Origin of the sequence: Roseisolibacter agri, from assembly GCF_030159095.1 — a bacterium.
In the GTDB taxonomy this organism is placed as follows: Bacteria; Gemmatimonadota; Gemmatimonadetes; order Gemmatimonadales; family Gemmatimonadaceae; genus Roseisolibacter; species Roseisolibacter agri.
Window position 1 is genome coordinate 592,645 of record NZ_BRXS01000004.1, and the last position, 18,563, is coordinate 611,207.

General features: G+C 76.1%; 18 protein-coding genes and 1 tRNA gene. 18 read left to right on the forward strand and 1 reads right to left on the reverse strand.

Annotation, left to right across the window (positions count from 1 at the left end; all coding sequences use genetic code 11):
* Positions 1-7 precede the first annotated feature (7 nt).
* From rosag_RS14780 to rosag_RS14855, 16 genes are all read left to right on the forward strand, one after another.
* Positions 8-640 (forward strand): chemotaxis protein CheW, encoded by a 633-nt coding sequence (locus tag rosag_RS14780; RefSeq protein WP_284350913.1) that lies wholly within the window; start codon positions 8-10, stop codon positions 638-640.
* 3 nt (positions 641-643) lie between these two features.
* Complete coding sequence (locus tag rosag_RS14785; protein WP_284350914.1) at positions 644-1,006, forward strand: response regulator; 363 nt, start codon at positions 644-646, stop codon at positions 1,004-1,006.
* 31 nt (positions 1,007-1,037) lie between these two features.
* Positions 1,038-2,984: a chemotaxis protein CheA gene (locus rosag_RS14790; RefSeq protein WP_284350915.1), complete on the forward strand. Its 1,947-nt coding sequence runs from the start codon at positions 1,038-1,040 to the stop codon at positions 2,982-2,984.
* Positions 2,981-3,613, forward strand: coding sequence for a chemotaxis protein CheC (locus rosag_RS14795; protein WP_284350916.1), 633 nt, complete (start codon positions 2,981-2,983; stop codon positions 3,611-3,613). The genes rosag_RS14790 and rosag_RS14795 overlap by 4 nt, the downstream gene beginning before the upstream one ends.
* Positions 3,614-3,627: 14 nt before the next feature.
* On the forward strand, positions 3,628-6,285 hold the full coding sequence (locus rosag_RS14800) for a tetratricopeptide repeat protein (protein WP_284350917.1): 2,658 nt from the start codon (positions 3,628-3,630) through the stop codon (positions 6,283-6,285).
* On the forward strand, positions 6,282-6,944 hold the full coding sequence (locus rosag_RS14805; RefSeq protein WP_284350918.1) for a DUF4388 domain-containing protein: 663 nt from the start codon (positions 6,282-6,284) through the stop codon (positions 6,942-6,944). Before rosag_RS14800 ends, rosag_RS14805 begins: the two co-directional genes overlap by 4 nt.
* A 21-nt stretch (positions 6,945-6,965) precedes the next feature.
* Entirely contained in the window at positions 6,966-7,571 is a 606-nt protein-coding gene (locus tag rosag_RS14810) for a GTP-binding protein (protein WP_284350919.1), read from the forward strand.
* Between the two features lie 104 nt (positions 7,572-7,675).
* Entirely contained in the window at positions 7,676-8,134 is a 459-nt protein-coding gene (locus rosag_RS14815) for a hypothetical protein (RefSeq protein WP_284350920.1), read from the forward strand.
* Positions 8,135-8,136: 2 nt separating this feature from the next.
* On the forward strand, positions 8,137-9,756 hold the full coding sequence (locus rosag_RS14820) for a DUF4388 domain-containing protein (RefSeq protein WP_284350921.1): 1,620 nt from the start codon (positions 8,137-8,139) through the stop codon (positions 9,754-9,756).
* Positions 9,753-10,613: a CheR family methyltransferase gene (locus tag rosag_RS14825; RefSeq protein WP_284350922.1), complete on the forward strand. Its 861-nt coding sequence runs from the start codon at positions 9,753-9,755 to the stop codon at positions 10,611-10,613. Before rosag_RS14820 ends, rosag_RS14825 begins: the two co-directional genes overlap by 4 nt.
* Positions 10,610-11,692 (forward strand): chemotaxis-specific protein-glutamate methyltransferase CheB, encoded by a 1,083-nt coding sequence (cheB, locus tag rosag_RS14830; protein ID WP_284350923.1) that lies wholly within the window; start codon positions 10,610-10,612, stop codon positions 11,690-11,692. Before rosag_RS14825 ends, cheB begins: the two co-directional genes overlap by 4 nt.
* The gene (locus rosag_RS14835) at positions 11,689-12,651 is read left to right on the forward strand and encodes a tetratricopeptide repeat protein (protein ID WP_284350924.1); all 963 of its coding nucleotides are present in this window, start codon (positions 11,689-11,691) and stop codon (positions 12,649-12,651) included. Before cheB ends, rosag_RS14835 begins: the two co-directional genes overlap by 4 nt.
* Positions 12,652-12,671: 20 nt before the next feature.
* Positions 12,672-13,667, forward strand: coding sequence for a peptidase MA family metallohydrolase (locus tag rosag_RS14840; protein ID WP_284350925.1), 996 nt, complete (start codon positions 12,672-12,674; stop codon positions 13,665-13,667).
* A gap of 58 nt (positions 13,668-13,725) precedes the next feature.
* Entirely contained in the window at positions 13,726-13,917 is a 192-nt protein-coding gene (locus rosag_RS14845) for a hypothetical protein (RefSeq protein WP_284350926.1), read from the forward strand.
* A 176-nt stretch (positions 13,918-14,093) separates the two neighbouring features.
* A tRNA-Val gene (locus rosag_RS14850) sits at positions 14,094-14,167 on the forward strand.
* Positions 14,168-14,557: 390 nt separating this feature from the next.
* Positions 14,558-16,132: a tetratricopeptide repeat protein gene (locus rosag_RS14855; protein WP_284350927.1), complete on the forward strand. Its 1,575-nt coding sequence runs from the start codon at positions 14,558-14,560 to the stop codon at positions 16,130-16,132.
* 71 nt (positions 16,133-16,203) lie between these two features.
* Here rosag_RS14855 and rosag_RS14860 read toward each other — a convergent pair whose 3' ends face one another.
* The gene (locus rosag_RS14860) at positions 16,204-17,118 is read right to left on the reverse strand and encodes a diacylglycerol/lipid kinase family protein (protein WP_284350928.1); all 915 of its coding nucleotides are present in this window, start codon (positions 17,116-17,118) and stop codon (positions 16,204-16,206) included.
* 117 nt (positions 17,119-17,235) lie between these two features.
* Between rosag_RS14860 and rsmH the strand changes: the two genes are divergently transcribed.
* Complete coding sequence (gene rsmH, locus rosag_RS14865) at positions 17,236-18,213, forward strand: 16S rRNA (cytosine(1402)-N(4))-methyltransferase RsmH (protein ID WP_284350929.1); 978 nt, start codon at positions 17,236-17,238, stop codon at positions 18,211-18,213.
* On the forward strand, positions 18,210-18,560 hold the full coding sequence (locus tag rosag_RS14870; protein ID WP_284350930.1) for a cell division protein FtsL: 351 nt from the start codon (positions 18,210-18,212) through the stop codon (positions 18,558-18,560). The genes rsmH and rosag_RS14870 overlap by 4 nt, the downstream gene beginning before the upstream one ends.
* Positions 18,561-18,563 lie beyond the last annotated feature (3 nt).

Consider the following 18,563-nt stretch of genomic DNA (forward strand, 5'->3'; position numbering starts at 1 on the left):
CGCCGAGGTGCCGCCGGCGTCGTCGGACGAGCTGTCAGCGCTCGCACCGGACGACGCCGACGCGGCCCTCGCGGACGCGGAGGAGCTGCTGGTCGTGCAGGTGGGCGAGCGGACGTACGCGCTCCCCGCGGCGCAGGTGCGCGAGGTCGCGCGCGCCGCGCCGGTGACGCCGCTGCCGGGGCCCGCCAGCTGGATCCGCGGGCTGGCCGCCGTGCGCGGCGCGCTGCTGCCGGTGGGCGACCTGCGCCGGCGCGCGTCGCACGGCGTCGCGTCGGAGGACGCGCTCACCGGTCGCGACGCGTGGATGGCCGTCGTCGACGATGGCCGGCGCGGTGCGGCGCTGGTGGGGTTGCGCGTGCGCGGCGTGGCGCTCGCGCAACGCACCGCGGACGATGCTGCCGTCCTCGCGACGCTCGACGCGGCGGGGTTGCCCGTGCGGGGGGACGCGCGTCTGATGGGCGACGACCGGCGCGCTGCCGGTGCGGGGCTCGTGCGCCTGGCGCGCGGGTCGCGCGCCCGTGGCCCGGCGTCCCGCGCGCCCGCGGCCGGCGCCGCGAGCGAGCCCGCCACGCAGTCGGCGCTCGTCGCGCGACTGGACGTGACGGCGCTGCTCGACGACCTGTACGACGACGGAGGATAGCGCGTGTCCCGAACGGTGCTGATCTGCGACGACGCGATCTTCATGCGCACGATGGTGAGCGACATCCTGCAGCAGGCGGGCTTCGAGGTCGTCGGCGAGGCCGAGTCGGGCCTGCAGGCGATCGAGAAGTACCGCGCGCTGCGCCCGGACCTCGTGACGATGGACATCGTCATGCCGGACATGGGCGGGATCGACGCGGTGCGCGAGATCACGAAGCTCGATCCGGCCGCTCGCGTGCTGATGTGCAGCGCGATGGGTCAGCAGGCGCTGGTCGTCGAGGCGCTGCAGGCCGGCGCCAAGGACTTCGTCGTGAAGCCGTTCCAGCCGAGCCGCGTGCTGGAGGCGGTGGAGCGCATCCTGAACTGAGGCGCGCCCTCACGGGCGCGGGCGCGCGCCCGTGAGCTTCTCCACCGCCAAGTACGCGGCCCTCTTCGCCGACGAGGCGCGCGAGCACCTCGCGGCCGCCGCCGACGCGCTGCTCGCGCTGGAGCGCGCGGCCGACGCGGGCGTGCGCGACGCCGCCGCGATCGACGCCGCGTTCCGCGCGGTGCACACGGTGAAGGGGATGAGCGCGACGATGGGCTACGCCGTCGTCGAGCGCGTCGCCCACGAGATGGAGCACGTGCTGGCGCACGTGCGCGCGGGCGCCCTGCCTGTGGATCCCGCGCTGGTGGACGCGCTGCTCGCGGCCTCCGACGCGCTGCAAGCGGCGGTGCACGCCGCGGTCGACGGCACCGCGGCGCCGGACGCCGACGCGAGCCTCGCGGCGCTCCGCGCGTTCGACGCGAACGCCGCGACGGCGGCTGCGTCATCCAGTGCCGACGCAGCGTTCGCGTCACCGATCAGCATCGCCGGCGGGCTGCGCGTGCGCGTCCGCATCGCCGCCGACGCCGCGCTCCCGGGCGTCCGCGCCTTCCTCGCGCTGCAGCGCGCGGAGTCCCTCGGCGCCGTGCACGACGTGGCGCCGCCCGCCGCCGCGTTCCAGGCCGACGACTTCGACGGCGCGTTCGCGTTCGTGCTGGTGCCGTCGTCGCCGATGGATGCCGACGCGATCGCGCGCGCCATCCGCGCCGCCGGCGAGATCGCGAGCGTCGACGTGCGGCAGCCCGACGCCACGCCGCTGTCGGTGCCCGCGATCGAGGCACCGACGTCGCGCGAGAGCGCGCCCGCGTCGCGCACGGTGCGCATGGACGCCGCGCGGCTCGACGCGCTGCTCGACCTCGCGGGCGAGCTGGTGACCGCGCGCGGGCGACTCGCCGCCGCCGCCGCGCGCGTGGGCGACGCGGTGCTCGCGGGGGCCGTCGCCGACGTCGGCCGGCTCGTGGGCGCGCTGCAGGAGCAGGTGCTGGAGAGCCGCCTCGTGGCGGTGGCGGAGGTGTTCGACCGCATGCCGCGCCTGGTGCGCGACGCGGCGCGCGCGACCGGCAAGCAGGTCGCGCTGGAGACCGACGGCAGCGACGTCGCCGTCGACCGCGCGGTGCTCGACGCGCTCGGCGATCCGCTGGGACACCTGCTGCGCAACGCCGTCGACCATGGCATCGAGGCCGCCGACGCGCGCGCCGCGAGCGGGAAGCCCGCGGTGGGCCGTGTGCACCTGCGCGCGGCGCGCGAGCGCGACGCGATCGCCGTCTCCGTCACCGACGACGGCCGCGGCATCGACCCGGCGCGCGTGCTGCCGCGCGCGCGCGCGCTCGGCCTGGTTGGACCGGACGAGACGACGCTCGACGACGACGGCCTGCTGCGCGTGCTCGCCAGCCCGGGCTTCTCGACGGCGGACCGCGTGACGTCGGTCTCGGGCCGCGGCGTCGGCATCGACGCGGTGCTCGCGCGCGTGCGCGCGCTGGGCGGCACGCTCGCGCTGCACACGCAGCCCGGCGCGGGTACGACGTGGACGCTGCGGCTCCCGCTGACGCTCGCGGTCGCGCGCGCGCTGCTCGCCCACACGGACGACGGGCAGACGTATGCGCTCCCGCTCGCGCACGTGCGCGAGACGCTGGACCTGGGCGGCGAGTCGGAGCGCGACGCGGACGGCCGCCGGGCGGTCCGGCTGCGCGACGAGCTGGTGCCGCTGGTGGCGCTCCGCGACGCGGTCGCGCCGGGGGCTCATGGACGGAAGGACGACGACGCGCTGGCCGGCTGCACCGAGGCCGCCGTCGTCGAGGTGGGGGCGCGGCGCGTCGCGCTGGCGGTCCCCGCCTTCGCAGGACAGCCGGACCTCGTCGTCAAGCGCCTCCCGAGCGTCCGCGGCGCGCTCAGGATCTTCGGCGGGGCGACGATACTCGAGACGGGGGCAGTGGCCCTCATCGTGGACGTGCCCGCGCTCCTCACCCGGATCTCCTCATGACCCTCGCACTCGACGACCTCCGGTCCCTCAGCGCGCTGCAGCTCGACGCACTCCGCGAGGTGGCCAACATGGGCGCCGGCCACGCGGCCACCGCGCTCTCGCAGATGACCGGCGGCACGATCATGATCAGCGTGCCCACGATCGAGGTCGCGCGCCTCGAGGACCTGCCGCCGGAGCTCGGCCCGGCCGAGCAGCCCGTGGCGGGCGTCGTGATGGACATGCTGGGCGACCTCACCGGTCGCACGCTGCTCGTCTTCCCGAAGGCCACGGTCATGCGCATGGCAGAGATGATGCTCCGTCGCCCGCACGGCTCGTCGGTCGCGCTCGGGGAGCTGGAGCGCTCGGCGATCAAGGAGGCGGGCAACATCCTCAGCGGCGCGTACATGAACGCGCTCAGCGACTTCATGGGCATGGTGCTGCTGCCGTCGCCGCCCACGCTCGCGGTGGACGCGTCGACGGCGGTGCTGTCGCGCGAGTTCCTGCGCATCGGCGCGGAAGCGGAGCAGGTCTTCGTCGTCGAGACGGAGTTCACGATGCAGGACCTCGGCGAGCGGCTGCGCGGGTTCTTCCTGCTGCTGCCGGATCCCGCGTCGCTGCAGGCGATCCTGCGCACCATCCGGCTCGCCTGAGCGGCAGGGCGATCGTGGGCGCCGAGGCGGCCGTCGCGCTTCCGGCCCCGGATCCGCTGCTCGCGCTCGCGCGCCGCACGGATCCGGCCGATCCTGGCGCGCAGAACAACCTCGGCGTCCTGCTGCACAGGCGCGGCCGGCCCGAGGCCGCGCTGCACGCGTTCTCACGCGCGCTCGCGCTCGACCCGGCGATGCGTCTCGCGCGTCGCAACCTCGCCGCGGCCGCGAACGACGCCGCCGGCGACCGCCGCGAGGCGGAGCTGCGCGCCCGCGTGCGGCAGGACGGCGCGGACCTCGACGCGCGCCGCGAGCTGGCGCGCCTGCTGTCCGCGCTGGGCCGGCACGACGCCGCGCGCGCGGAGCTCGACGCGCTGGTCGCGCTCGCGCCCGACGCACCCGGCGTGCACGTCGAGCGCGCGCGCGCCGAGCAGGCCGCGGGCGACGTCGACGCGGCGGCGGCCGCGCTGGAGCGCGCGCGCGCGCTCGCCCCGGCCAGCGCGACGATCCGCGCGCTGCTCGCCCACGTCACGTACCACGCGGGCGATCCCGCCGCCGCGCTCTCGCACGTCGAGGACGCGCTGCGGCTTGGCCCCGACGACGCCGACGCGCACCTGCTGCACGGTTTCCTGCTCGGCGAGCTGGGACGGCCCGACGAGGGACTCGCGGCACGCGCGCGCGCGGTCGCGCTGAACCCCGCGCTCGGCCGCGCCGACGCGAACCTCGCGCTCACGCCGGTCGGCGACGCGCGTCCGCATGCGGGCGCGGAGCCCGACCCGGACGCCGAGCCGCCCGAGGCGTTCCTCGCGCTCGGCACGGCGTTCCGCCACAAGGCCTACTACGACGAGGCGCTGCGCGAGTACCGGCGCGCGGCGTCGCTCGGCGCGCCGGAGGCGGCAGTCGCCCGCGCGGTCGGCGAGGTGCACCTGCTGCGCGGCGCGCCCGAGGCCGCGATCGTGCCGTGGACGCGCCTCACGGCCCTCGCGCCCGACGACGCGACCGCGTGGCTCGGGCGCGCCGGCGCGGCGCATCTCGCGGGGCGCGCGGAGGACGCGCGCGCCGCGTACGAGCGCGCGCTCTCGCTGGCGGGTGCGCGCGTCGATCTGGTCGCGTGGGCGCACAACGGGCTCGGCGCGCTGCGCTGGGCGGCGGGCGATCTCGCCGGCGCCGCGACCGCGTTCGAGACGGCGGCGCGCGCGCCGGGTGCGGTGGTGCCGCAGCTCAACCAGGCGGCGGCGCTGGCGGCGATCGGCGAGCTGTCGCGCGCGCTCGTCGTCGCGCGTGGCGCGGTGCGCGCCGCGCCCGATCGCGCACCCGCGTGGACCATGCTCGGCGGCCTGCTCGCCGACGCGAACCGTCCCGCGGACGCGCGCAGCGCCTTCGCGCGCGCGCTCGACCTCGACGAGCACGACGCGGGGGCCCGCTACGGGCTCGCGTTCGCCGCGGCGGCGCTGGGCGATCACGACGTCGCGCGCCGCGAGACGGAGCGCGTGCTCGCGACGACGCCGGTGGTGCCCGGGCGCCGCCTCTTCCTCGTGCTGGACCTGGGCGGTCCCACGGAGTTCGCGATCGACGCGCCGGAGGTCACCGCCGCGGGTGCCGCGGTCGCGGGCTTCGCGCTCGACGACGCGGCGGCCGACGCGCTGGTGGCCGAGCTGCTCGCGCCGCGCTTCGACCACGGCGACGTCGGCGCGCCCGCGGCCGAGGGCGCGCATCCGTACGCGCTCGCGGACGAGCACCTCGCGCACGGCGACGTCGAGCGCGCGGAGGCGGCGATCAGCCGCGCGATGGGCCGCGGCGGCGACCGGGCCGAGGGGCTCGCGCGACTGGGCGCGCTGTTCGCGCGGCGCGGCCTGCACGGCGAGGCGCTGGAGCGCTTCGGCGAGGCGCGCCAGCTCGCACCCGGGCTGCGCGCGGCGGTGCTGGGCGAGGTGCGCGCGCTGCGCGAGCTGGGGCGCATGCGCCATGCATGCGAGGCGAGCGCCGTCATGGCGGCCGCGTGGCCGCGCGACGACGAGGCGCTGGCACTGGCCGCGCTGGCGCACGCCGATGCGGGCGACGCCGCGAGCGCGCTCGCGCTGCTGGAGCGCGCGGCCGAGCGCGCGCATGGCCTCGCGGCCTGGCGCGACGTCGCCGCCACGTGGCGCGCGCTCGGCGACGCGGTCGCATGCGTGGCCGCGCAGGAGCGCGTGGTCGCGCTCTCGAACGGCGATCCGCGCGAGCGGCTGGCGCTCGCGCACGCGCAGCGCGCCGCCGGCGACGTCGATGCGGCCGAGTCGTCGCTGCGCGCGCTGCTGGCGGACGTGCCGGCGCTCGCGGACGCGTCGCTCGCGCTGGCGGCGATGCGCATCGAGCGCGGCGCGCCGCGCGACGCGGTGCCGCTGCTCGCCGCGGTCGCGGCGCGCGATCCGTGGCACGTGGACGCGCTGGCGCAGCTGGCCGCGGCGCTCGCCGACGTCGGCCGGCCGCGCGACGCCGCGGTCGCCGCCTCGCGCGCGCGGCGTCTGGACCCCGAGCACGCGCTCGCGCTCTGCGTCGAGGGCGACTGCCGCTTCGCGGTCGGGCAGCGCGCACGAGCGGCCGCCTGCTGGCGCGGCGCGCTGGCGCTGGAGCCGGTGGGCATCGCGGCCACGCGCGCGCGCGCCGCGCTGCGCGCCGCGGGAGAGGCGCCATGAGCGCGCCCGTGCTGGAAGGCTCGCTGCGCGAGCTCGCGCTCGCCGACGTGCTGCAGCTGCTGGAGCTCGGGCGCCGCACGGGCACGCTGCGCGTCGTGGACGAGCCGCGCGGCCTGGTGGGCGAGGTCGACCTCGCGGACGGCGCGATCGGCGGCGCGCGGCTGGGACCGCGCGGTGCGCTGCGCGACGCGGTGCGCGACGCCGACGTGCAGGCCGTGGTGTGCGCGCTGCTCGACGCGCGCATCGGGCGCTTCGGCTTCCTGCCCACGGCGGAGCCGGCGCCCAGCATGACCGCGCGCCGCCTGCGCATCGAGGGCGTGCTGGTGGAGGCCGCGCGCCGCGCCGACGAGTGGGCGCGCCTCGCCGACGACGTGCCGCACGCCGGCGCGGTGCCCGTGCTGAGCGCGGGCGAGGACGCGTCGCCGGTGTCGCTCGACGCGCGCCGATGGGCGCTGCTCGCGGAGATCGATGGCAGCAGGGATGTCGTGGGGCTCGCAGCCTCGCTCGGACGCGATCCGCTCGACCTGGCCGCCGAGCTGGCCGAGCTGGTGCGCCTCGGCGTCGTCGCCTGTCGCGACGCCGCCACGTCGCCCGCGAGCGACAGCACGTCCGCCGCGTCCGACGTTCCGTCGGCGCCCGTTCGATCGTCCAGCTGGTGACGCCACGCTCCCGGGGATTCCGTGCCGCTCGTCAACTACGTCACCCGCGAGATCACCTGCAAGATCGTCTACTACGGGCCGGGCCGGTCCGGGAAGACGAGCAACTTGCGCCACGTGCACGACCGGCTACCGCCGGGCCGCGCGGGGCAGATGGTCTCGCTCGCGACCGAGGGTGACCGCACCCTCTTCTTCGACTTCCTGCCCGTCGACCTGGGCGTGGTGGCGAACTTCGCCACGCGCTTCCAGCTCTACACGGTGCCGGGGCAGTCGTACTACGCCGCCACCCGCCGCCTCGTGCTGCAGGGGGCCGACGGCGTCGTCTTCGTCGCCGACAGCCGCCGCCGGCAGCGCGACGAGAACCTCGCGAGCTTCCAGGACCTGCACGAGCAGCTGGCGTCGCACGGCGTCGATCCGCGCACCATGCCGATGGTCCTGCAGTACAACAAGCAGGACCTGCCGCGCGAGCTGCTGATGGCGCCCGCCGAGCTGTCGGAGCTGCTGAACTTCCGCGGCGCGCCGGAGTTCGCCGCCGACGCGCTGGGCGGCGTGAACGTCTTCGAGACGATGCGCGCGGCGTGCGCGCTCGTGCTCAAGCGCATCGCCAGCGGCGCGGCCGCCGCGGCCTGAGCCCGATGCGCGCGGTGCCCGACGAGACGTCCACCGAGGCGACCGATGCGTCCGACGCGCCGGCGGCGCCTGCACCGGCACCGCGTCCGCCAGAGCGAGCACCCATGCCGCCCGCGGCGCCGGCCGCCGCCGCGCTCTCGCCGGCGTTCGTCGATCCCTTCGACGATCTCGTCGCGGACGTCGCGAGCGCCATCGAGTCGAGCGTGCCGTCGTGGCGCGTGCGCATCGGCGAGGCGGCCGCGCGCTGGCAGGGCGAGGGCATCGCGACGGGCGTGCTGGAGCGCGCGCTGCGCCTGACGCAGGCGCCCGACGTCGACGGGCTGCTCGGCGCGTTCACCCAGGCGGTGGCCCGGCTGCGCGCGCTGGAGCGCGAGGCGATCGCGCTCGATCCGAGCGTCGCGGGACGCGACGTCTTCCACGATCCCGCGCGCACCGCGGAGGCGGTGGCTCTCGTCGAGCGGCTGCGCAGGCCGCGGCCCGCGCGCGCGCCGCTGCACGTCGATCCCGAGGTGTGGGTGGCCGAGTGGCCCGACGTGATCGCGCTGCTGGTCGAGGAGGCGTAGCCGTGGCGATCCGTGGCTCGCTCGCCGAGGCGGGGCTCTCCGACGTGCTGCAGCTGCTCGCGCTCGGTCAGAAGACCGGGTGCCTGAGCGTCGCGCGCACCGGCGACTTCGGCTCGCTCTACTTCGATCGCGGGCGCATCGTGCACGCGGCGCTCGTCAACCGGCGGGACCGACTGGGAAAGGCGCTCGTGCGCAGCGGCCTGGTGGACGAGGCGGACGTGCGCGCCGCGCTGGCCGAGCAGGCGGGCGAGCCGGGCACGCGGCTCGGCGAGGTGCTGCTGCGCCGCGGCGCGATCGACCGCGCGTCGCTCGACCGCCACGTGCGCATCCAGATCGAGGACGCGGTCTACACGCTGCTCGCGTGGACCGACGGGACGTTCTCGTTCGAGGCCGACGTCCACCCCGATCCGCGCGACCGCGTCATCTCGCTCGATCCCGGCGCGCTCCTGCTGGAAGGCGCGCGGCGCGCCGACGAGCTGACGCTCATCACGACCGAGGTCCCGGGCAGCGACGCGGTGTTCGCGGGCATCGCCGCGCCGGTCGACCCGGCGGAGCTGACGCACGACCAGCAGCGCGTGCTGCCGCTGCTCGACGGCCGACGCGACATCGCGCAGCTGGCCGACGACGCGGGCCTGGGCGAGTTCGAGGTGTCCCGCGCGCTCTTCGACCTGATGAAGCGCGGCCTCGCGCGCCGCATCGGGCGCAGCGCGGGCTCCGACGGCCGCAACGCGACCGCGCGGCTGGACGAGCACCGCAACCTCGGCCTCGCGTTCGCGCGCGCGGGCATGCTCGACATCGCGGCGCGCGAGTTCCGTCGCGTGCTGGAGCTGCGCCCGTCGGACGTCAGCGCGCGCCTGCAGCTCGGCCTCCTCGCGCTGCGCGAGCGGCGCTGGGCCGACGCCGCCGCGGTGCTCGGCGAGGCGACGGCGCTGCCGTCCGCGTCGGCGGCGGTGTTCCACGCGCTCGGCCTCGCGCGGCACCGGCTGGGCGCGCACGACGAGGCGCACGAGGCGTTCGAGGAGGCGGCGCGTCGCGGGCTGGCGCCCGATCCGCGACTGGCGGTCGCACGCGCGTCGCTGGCCGCGGCGCGCGGCGATCACGTCGGGGCGCGCGAGTGGCTGCAGGCCGCGCGCGGCGCCGACGGCGCGCCGCCGGCCCTCGCCGAGTGGCACCACCTCGCGGCGGGCGCGGCGCTGGCGGCCGGCGACCACGCGGCGGCGGAGGCCGCACTGCGCGCGGGGCTCGCCGCGCATCCGGACGCCGCGCCGCTGCACGCCTGCCTGACCGCGCTGCTCGCCGCCTTGGGGCGCCACGACGATGCGCAGGCGCACGCGCGCCGCGCCGGCGAGACCGATCCCGAGCTGCCGCAGGGCCAGAAGGCGCTCGGCGACGCGGCGTATCGCGCGGGCCGGCTGGACGAGGCCGCGGACCGCTACCAGCGCGCCGTGCGGCTGGCACCGTCGCTCGGCGCGGAGACGTGGGTGCGGCTCGGTACGCTGGCGCTCAGACGCGGCGACCGGCCCGCGGCGGTGAATGCATGGGAGCGAGCGCTTAGCTTGCAACCCGAGCATCCGATCGCGCGCGGCAACCTCGAGTCGCTGCTGCGGGCGGGGGCTCCGTGAGCGCCAACGTCCTCGCCGAACCCCGCGTGCTCGAACCGGTCACCGTCGACGATCCTGCCGGCTTCGCCGCGCTGTGCGACAAGATCGTCGCCGAGCGTGGCTTCCGCTGCCGCAGCTACAAGGAGCGCTGCCTGCTGCGCCGGATCGGCGTGCGGCTGCGCGCGACGGGCGTGCACACGTTCGACGCGTACATGCGCGTGCTCGACACCGACCCGCGCGAGTGGGACCGGCTGCTCGACGCGCTGACCATCAACGTCACGAAGTTCTTCCGCAACTGGGAGGTCTGGGAGTCGCTCGCCGAGCGCGTGATCCCGGCCCTGTGGGCGCGGCCGGACGCGACGCTGAACGTGTGGAGCGCGGGCGCGTCGTCGGGCGAGGAGGCGTACTCGCTGGCGGCGCTGTTCCACCGCCACGCCGAGCGGCTGGGAGAGCTGGACCGGATCTCGCGCGTGCGCGTGCTGGGCACCGACATCGACCGCGACTCGCTCGCGGCGGCGGAGCGCGGCGTCTACGGCGAGAGCGCGTTCGCCGACACGCCGGCCGAGCTGCGCGCGCGCTACTTCTCGGCCGGACCCGCGGCGTCGGTCGCGCCCGAGCTGCGCGCGATGGTGACGTTCGAGCGCCGCGACCTGCTGCGCGAGATGCCGCCCGAGGGGCCGTGGCACCTGATCGCCTGCCGCAACGTCGTCATCTACTTCGACCGCGAGTCGCAGGAGGATCTCTTCCTGCGCTTCCACGACGCGCTCGTGCCGGGCGGCGTGCTCTTCCTCGGCAAGGTCGAGACGCTGCTCGGCCCCGTGCGCTCGCTCGTCGGGCCCGTCGTGCAGCGCGACCGCATCTTCCGGCGCCCCGGATGAGCGCCCTCCGCTCGCCGAAGGCGGCGCCCGCGCCGCGCACGGTGCTCGTCGTGGACGACAGCGCGTTCATGCGTCGCGTGGTCGCCGAGATGGTGGGCGAGTGCGAGGGCTTCCGCGTCGTGGGCACCGCGCGCGACGGCGAGGAGGCGCTGCGCCTCGTGCACGCGCTGCGCCCCGACGTCGTCACGCTCGACGTCGCGATGCCCGGCCTCGACGGCCTGCAGGTGCTCGGCTACGTGATGAGCGAGACGCCGCGGCCCGTGGTCGTGCTGAGCGGCCTGGGCGAGGACGGGCTCGCGCTGCGCGCGCTGGAGCTGGGTGCGGTGGACTTCGTGCCGAAGCCGTCGGGCCCCATCAGCCTCGACGTCGTCGCGGTGCGCGACCGCCTGCACGACGCGCTGCGCGCGGCGGCGGTCGCGGACGTGTCGCGCCTGGACGTCGTCGCGCGCGCGGCGCAGGAGCGCGCGCCGTCGCCGGCACCCGCGGCGGCGGCACCGGCGGAGCGCGCGGTCGTCGTCGCCGCGTCCACGGGCGGTCCGAACGCGCTCACGCAGCTGCTGCCGCGCCTGCCGCGCACCCTGGGCGCCGCGGTGCTGGTCGCGCAGCACATGCCCGCGGGCTTCACCGAGTCGCTGGCGCGACGCCTGGCCGCGCGCTCCGCGCTGCCCGTGCTGGAGGCCGAGCACGATGCGCCGGTGCTCGCGGAGCACGTGTACGTGGCGCCGGGCGGTCGCCACCTGCGCGTGCTGCGCGACGCAGCCGGTGTCGTGCGCCTGTCGCTCGACGACGGACCGGCGGTGTGGGGCGTGCGGCCGTCCGCCGACCTGTTGTTCGCGTCCGCGGCGTCGACGTTCGGCGGCGCGACGCTGGGCGTGGTGCTCACCGGCATGGGGCGCGACGGCGCCGACGGGCTGCTGGCCGTGCGTCGCGCCGGTGGGCGCGCCATCGTGCAGGCGCGCGAGACGGCCGTGGTGCCGGGCATGCCAGATTCGGCGCTCGCGCGCGCGGGCGCCGACGTCGTCGCGCCGCTGGACGCGCTGGCCGCGGCCGTCGTCGCGCAGCTGGGCGAGCTGGCATGAGCGAGTCGCAGCCGACCATCGACCTCGGGGAGGAGCTGGCGGCGCTGCAGGCCGAGCACGACGCGCTGCTCGCCGCGCTGCACGCGAGCACCGCGCGCGGTCACGTGCCCGACGAGGAGCGCGCGCGCCTCAAGCAGGAGATCGCGACGCTCTTCCGCACCATCGACCGGCGGCTGACCGCGCTCGCGCAGCTGAAGGAGGACGTGAAGGGGCTCGTCGCGGCATGGAAGCAGCTGCCCGAGGCCTCGGAGCCGCCGGCGCCGGCGTTCCTGGACGACTCGTCGCACGTCGACGACGCGCCCGTCTCCGCGATGCGCGCGCGCGCGCCGATCGCCGATCACGCGAGCGTGCGCGTCGACCACCTGGGCGCGTCGACCTTCGTCGCGAAGGGGTGGAGCGCGATCTCGATGGGCGAGCACGCGCGCGCCGAGGAGACGCTGACGCGCGCGCTGGAGCTCGCGCCGGACGATCCGGAGGGCGTCGCGCTGCTCGCGTGGGCCGTGATGGGGCAGGGGCGGCTGGACGAGGCGCGCGCGCTGTGCGACCGCGTGCTCGCGCGCTCCCCCGGCTTCCCACTGGCGCGCGTGAACCTCGGCTACATCGCGCTGCGGCGCGGGCAGTACGGCGAGGCGATGGAGCACCTGGCGACCGCCGTGCGCGAGGACGCCGACCGGAAGGCCGCGCTGTACGCGACCTTCTACCTGGGTCTGGTGTACCTGCGCCGTGAGATGTACGACGACGCCGTCGGGCTCTTCCGGCGCGCGCTGGAGCTCGGCCCCAACCTGCTCGAAGCGTACTACGAGATGGGGCGCGCGCACTGGCTCGCGGGCGACCGCGACGCGGCGCGCGCGGCGTGGCGCACGGGCGCGGCCTCGGGCAAGTTCAATCCATGGGGGGCGCGCTGCGCGGACGTGCTGGAGCAGGTGGAGCAGGGCGGGGAGCCGCCGCCGCTGGACTGATCGCCCGCTCGTTCGCGGCGGTGCGCGCGCTCGTGGGCGCATGGCGTGTGCTGCCGCTCCTGGCGCTCCTCGCGTCGCTGGCGCTCGCGCAGGGGAGCCGCGACTCGCTCGTGCCCCGCGGCGCGGAGCGGTTCGACGCGGGCCGCTTCACCGTCGTCGCGTATCCCGCCGACCGGCCGCTCGCCCGCAGCCTGCTGGCCGAGGCGCAGCGGCGCGACACGTTCCCGGGGCTGCCGCGGCCGCACGCGCGCGTCCTGATCGCCGTGGCGCCCGACGCGCGCCGCTTCCGCGACTGGATCGGTCCTGCCGCGCCCGAGTGGGGCGCCGCGATCGCGTTCCCCGCGCTGCAGCGGATCGTGATGCAGGGGCGCACCGCGGGCTCGGACGCGGGCGACCCGCGCTCGGTCCTGCGGCACGAGCTCGCGCACCTCGCGCTGCACGAGGCGCTCGGCGACCTGCCGCCGCGCTGGTTCGACGAGGGGTACGCCAGCTTCGCGGCCGGCGAGTGGGGGCGCGACGAGACGCTGGCGACCAACCTGACGCTGCTCGCGCGCGGGATGCCGACGCTCGACACGCTCGAGGCCGGATTCTACGAGGGGGCGGCCGAGGCGGAGGCGAGCTACGCGCTGGCGTTCCGGGCCGTCTCGGATCTCTCCGAGCTCGACCGTGAGCGGGGGCTGACCCTCTTCTTCCGGTACTGGAAGGAGACGGGGCGCTTCGACGCGGCGGTCCGGCAGGCGTACGGGATCACGGCGACCGCGTTCGAGAAGCAGTGGCAGGAGCGGACGCGGCGGCGCTACGGGATGCTGGCGCTGGTCGCGAACCTGTCGCTGGCGACCTCGATCTTCCTCGTCGCCTTCCTGCCGCTCTGGATCATGCGGCGGCGGCGCGACCGGCGGCGCCTGGAGGCGCTGCGGCAGGCCGACGAGATCGCGGAGCGCGAGGCGCGCGCGCTCGATGCGCTGCTGGGCGAGACGCCGGTGCCGGACGCCGCGCCCGAGCCGCCGCGGGGCTAGCGGCCGTGCCGCGCCCGTTGGTTGACTTCGCTCCGGACGCGCTCTAACCTGCCGACCCATGATGCAGACCACGACGCCGACGCCGACGACCCTCGAGACCCGCACGCGCCCCGCCTGGATCTGGTGGGTGGTCGCGGCCGTGGTGCTGGCCGTCGGGTACGCCGACCTCTGGCGCGGCGGCGAGACGCTCGCGCCGATCCTGCTCGTGCTCGGCTACTGCGTGTTCGTGCCGCTCGCGATCCTGCGCTGACGCGCGGCGCGACCGCGAGATGAGGAGAGGGGCGCGGCCGGACTCGGCCGCGCCCCTCGTGCATCCAGCGTGAAGGGGCGACTGCGTGCCGCAGACGCCTCACAAATGAAGAATGGATTAAGAGACCGCGGCGCCGTTGCGGGCATCCTCGTTGGCGTCTTAGCGTTACCGCCTCTGGGGCGGTAGCTCAGTTGGTTAGAGCGCTCGCCTTACACGCGATAGGTCCTGGGTTCGAGTCCCAGCCGCCCCATGTGAGCAGGACGCCGGGCACCCGGCGCGGCGGCTGACCGCCGCGGCGGGATCGCGCCGGCGGCGGGTGGCGGGAACCCGGGCGCGGTGGCGCACGGCTGGCACGGTCGGCGCAGATGTGGCAGCCGCAGTGCGCGAACCTCGCGTGGGGAACGCTGTATCTAGAGGGCGAAGGCTGACGTGAGCCGGCGTGGGAAGGCGCGCGAGCGCGCGGCCGGAACCGCCACGGGCCGAGAGGGTACAGATGTTTAACGCTTTGGAGGTTATGACATTGAAGGCTCGGTACTGCCACGCGCTCACGGCTCTCGCCGCCGGTGTCGTCGCCGCCGCTCCGCTCGCGGCCGGCGCCCAGACCTCCCGCGGGGCCGCGGATCCCAACGCCCCCCGCCTGATGGTCGGCGTCTTCCGCAGCGCGGACAAGACGTCCGGCGTGCAGGCCGCGGACGCGATCCGTACGCGCATCAGCCAGGACGTGACGCCCAAGCAGCTCTGGGTCCTGCCGAAGAACGACATCACGGCGAACCTCGAGGCCTCGGGCTTCCCGACCAACGAGGCGCTCGCGCCGCATGACGCGCGCGCCCTCGCGCAGATCCTCCGCGCCGACGAGTACATCGTCGGCAACGTGCTGCGCGACAGCGCCGGCATGCGCGTCGACGCGTTCCTCGTCATGACGCGCGACAACAAGCTGGTGCAGCCGCTCGGCTCCTACCGGGTGGACAAGGCCGACAAGGCCGCCGGCCAGATCTCGAAGGACTTCCGCGACGCGCAGAAGGCCTTCCAGCACGAGCGCGCCTGCGTCAACGCGGCCCGCGAGAGCAAGTACGACGTCGCGATCGCGGCGGCGCGCAAGGGCATCGCCGAGTACCCGAAGTCGACGCTGGCGCGCATCTGCCTCGCGCAGGCGCTGTTCGCGCAGAAGGCCTCGCCCGACGAGATCATCAAGGTCTCGCAGGAGGTCATCGCGATCGACCCGCGCAGCAAGCCGGCGCTGCAGCTCGCGTACGAGGCCTACAAGGCGCAGAACAACGTCGAGAAGGCGGACGAGACGCTGCTCGCGCTCGTCGCGTCCGATCCGTCCGACCAGCGCCTGCTGGAGCAGATCGCCAACGAGTGGGCGGCCAGCGGCAAGGCGGCCAAGGCGGTGCCGGTCGTCGAGCAGCTGGTGAAGGACAACCCGGGCGACCCGAACTACCTCCAGCTCCAGATGCGCGTGCGTCTGGCGGCCAAGGACTACAAGGGCGGCATCGCGTCGGGCGAGGAGCTGATCAAGGCGGACACGGCGGCGGCCACCGCGGCGCTGTTCACCCGTCTGGCCACCGCGGCGGTGCTCGACAGCCAGCCGCAGAAGGCCGCGCAGCTCGCGGCGATGGGCGTGCAGAAGTTCCCGAACGACGGGGATCTCCTCGGCACGTACGCCGACGCGCTGACCCGCTCGGGCCAGTCGCAGCAGGCGATGGAGGTGCTCACCCGCGCGCTCCAGGCCAACCCGAAGCTCCCCGGCGCGTACGGTGCGCTCGGCCGCATGCAGGCCGAGGCCGGGCAGGCCGCGCAGGCGCTCCAGTCGTTCCAGCAGGCGGTCGCGAACGGCGACAGCGCGAGCTCGGTGGCGCTGTACGCGCTCGCCGCGGGCCAGGCGGCCATGCGCAAGGCGTCCGCGTCGAAGGCGAAGGCCGACTACGAGATCGCCGACCAGCTCCTGACGTTCGCCGACAAGACCAACTCGACGCCGACGTCGTCGCTCCTGCTCGGCCTCAACTCGCTCTCGTTCGGCCAGATGCTGCTGACCGAGGCGCAGAAGTCGAAGAGCTGCGAGACGGTGAAGCAGGCGCAGGGCCTCTTCCTCGTCACGCAGACGACGGTGCCGAAGGCGGGCCGCGACAACCCGCAGGCGGCGCAGCAGGCGCTGACGGGCCTGAACCAGCTCTCGCCGTACGCCGACCAGATGGCGAAGGCGTTCTGCAAGTAAGCGCTCGACCGCGGCAGCTACTGCCGCAGGCGACGGGGCCGCGTCCACCAGGACGCGGCCCCGTTCGCGTTTCACCCCGCGCCGTTCTCGCCGCCCTCGCCCGGCAGGTGCCCCACGTGCACGCGCAGCGCGCGCGGCAGCACGCGGTACTCGAGCTGCGTCAGCGACTGCGGCTCGCCGTCGAGGTTCACGGTCAGCGGCACCTCGCTCTCCACGCGCACCCAGGGCAGCTGCGCGTACAGCACGCCGTCGCGCTCCAGGTGGTCGCCACGCCGCAGCTCCAGCAGCAGCCCCGCGAACGCACCCAGGGCCATCGGCTCCACCAGGCAGACGTCGAGCATCCCGTCGTCTACGCGCGCGAGCGGGGTGATGACCGTGCCCGCGCCCGTCGCGCGCGCGTTGCCCACGGCGAAGAGCAGGAACTCGACCTCCCGCTCGAAGCTCGGCCCGCTGAAGCGGGCGCGCCGCGGCTCGATCTCGCCGGCCAGCTTGCGCACCCCGGTGAGCGCGTACGCCAGCGGCCCGAGCATCCCTTTCGCCACCGCGCCCGTCTCGGCCGTCGTCTCGGCGCCCAGGCCGGCGGAGGAGACGTTGAGGAAGGCGCGGTCGTTCAGCGTCCCGAGGTCGACGACCACGGGCGGCCGCTCGATGACGAGATCGAGCGCGGCCCGCGCGTCCTCCGGGATCCCCGTCTGGCGGGCGAAGTCGTTGGCGGTGCCGACGGGGAGGATCCCCAGCGGCACGTCGGTGCCGAGCAGGCCGTTGACGACCTCGTTGACCGTGCCGTCGCCGCCGACGGCGAGCACGGCGTCGGTGCCGCGGCGGGCCGCCTCGGCGGCGAAGCGGCGCGCGTCGCCCGGCTCCCAGGTCACGTGCGCCCGGATGCGGTGGCCGATGGTGCGCGCCCACTCGGCGGCGGCGCGGAGGCCCGCGTCGTCCGCGCGGGCGCCATGGATCACGAGGTCGAAGGTGCGTCCGAACGTCATGGAGCGCGCGAAAGTGCGAGATTCCGGCCAGCGCCCGCGTCCCGCCGGCGCATCCTCGGGGCCCCGTTCGGGTCCGATTGACGCCCGCGACGGAGCGCCGCTAGCTTGCCCCTCCCGATGTCCGACGGTGCCCGCTGGGACTCCGCGTATCACGCCCCCGTGCTGGCGGCCGAGATCGTCCGCCTGCTGGTCGGTGAGGACGCGACCGGGGCGCCGCGGTCGGCGCACGGGCGCCTGGCGGTCGACGGGACGCTCGGCGGCGGCGGGCACAGCCTCGCGTTCCTCGAGGCGGGCTTCGACGTCGTCGCCTTCGATCGCGATCCCCGGGCGATCACCGCCGCGACGGAGCGGCTGCGGGCGTACGCGGAGGCCGGCCGCTTCCGGGCGGTGCAGGCCAACTACGCCGACGCCGACGTCCACCTCGCCGGTGCGACCGTGGACGCGGTCCTGCTCGACCTCGGCATCTCCTCCCACCAGATCGACGACACCGGCCGCGGCTTCTCGTTTCGCGAGGGCGCGCCGCTCGACATGCGCATGGGCACCGACGCGCCGGCCGACGCCGCCACCCTGCTCAACGCGCTGGACGAGCGCGACCTCGCCCGCGTCTTCCGCGATTACGGCGACGAGCCCCGCGCGCCGCGACTCGCCCGCGAGGTCGTGCGCCGCCGCGCCAACCGGCCGTTCGAGACGAGCGACGACCTGGTGGGCGCGATCCGCGGCGCCTTCGGGCCGCGCACCGGCCCTGGCGACTTCGCGCGCCTCTTCCAGGCGGTCCGCATCGCGGTGAACGAGGAGCTGGAGGGGATCGGCCGCGCGCTGCCGGCCCTCCGCGACCGGCTCGCGCCCGGCGGGCGCATCGCCGTCATCGCCTACCACTCGGGCGAGGACCGGCTGGTGAAGCACGCCTTCCGCGAGTGGAGCACCGGGTGCATCTGCCCGCCGCGGCAGCCCATCTGCACCTGCGGACACGTGCCGCTGGGCAAGCTCGTGACGCGGCGCGCCATCGAGGCGTCCGCGGACGAGGTCGCGCGGAACCCGCGCGCCCGCAGCGCGAAGCTGCGCGTCTGGGAACGCTCGACAGAGGCGGCCGCGTGAGCCCCCGCAAGGTCGCCGCGCGGCGTGGGCCGCGCGGCCGTTCGATCGTCGCCGTCGGGCTGCTCGCCTTCGTGCTGGTCGCGGCGGCGGTCGTCTGGCGTCGCACCTACGGGCTGGCGCGCACGCGCGAGCTGCAGGTGCTGGACGTCCGGCGGCGGCAGCTGGAGGCGGAGCGGGCGGCGCTGCAGAGCGCCGTGCGCATGGCCGCCAGCCGCGGCCGCATCGGCACCGCCGCCGAGCAGCGCCTCGGCATGCGCGTCCCCAGCGACACGCAGGTCGTCATCATCTCCCGGCCCGCGCCGCGCCCCACGGGGCGCGACACGGAACCGGGCGACTCCACGTCGTAACGC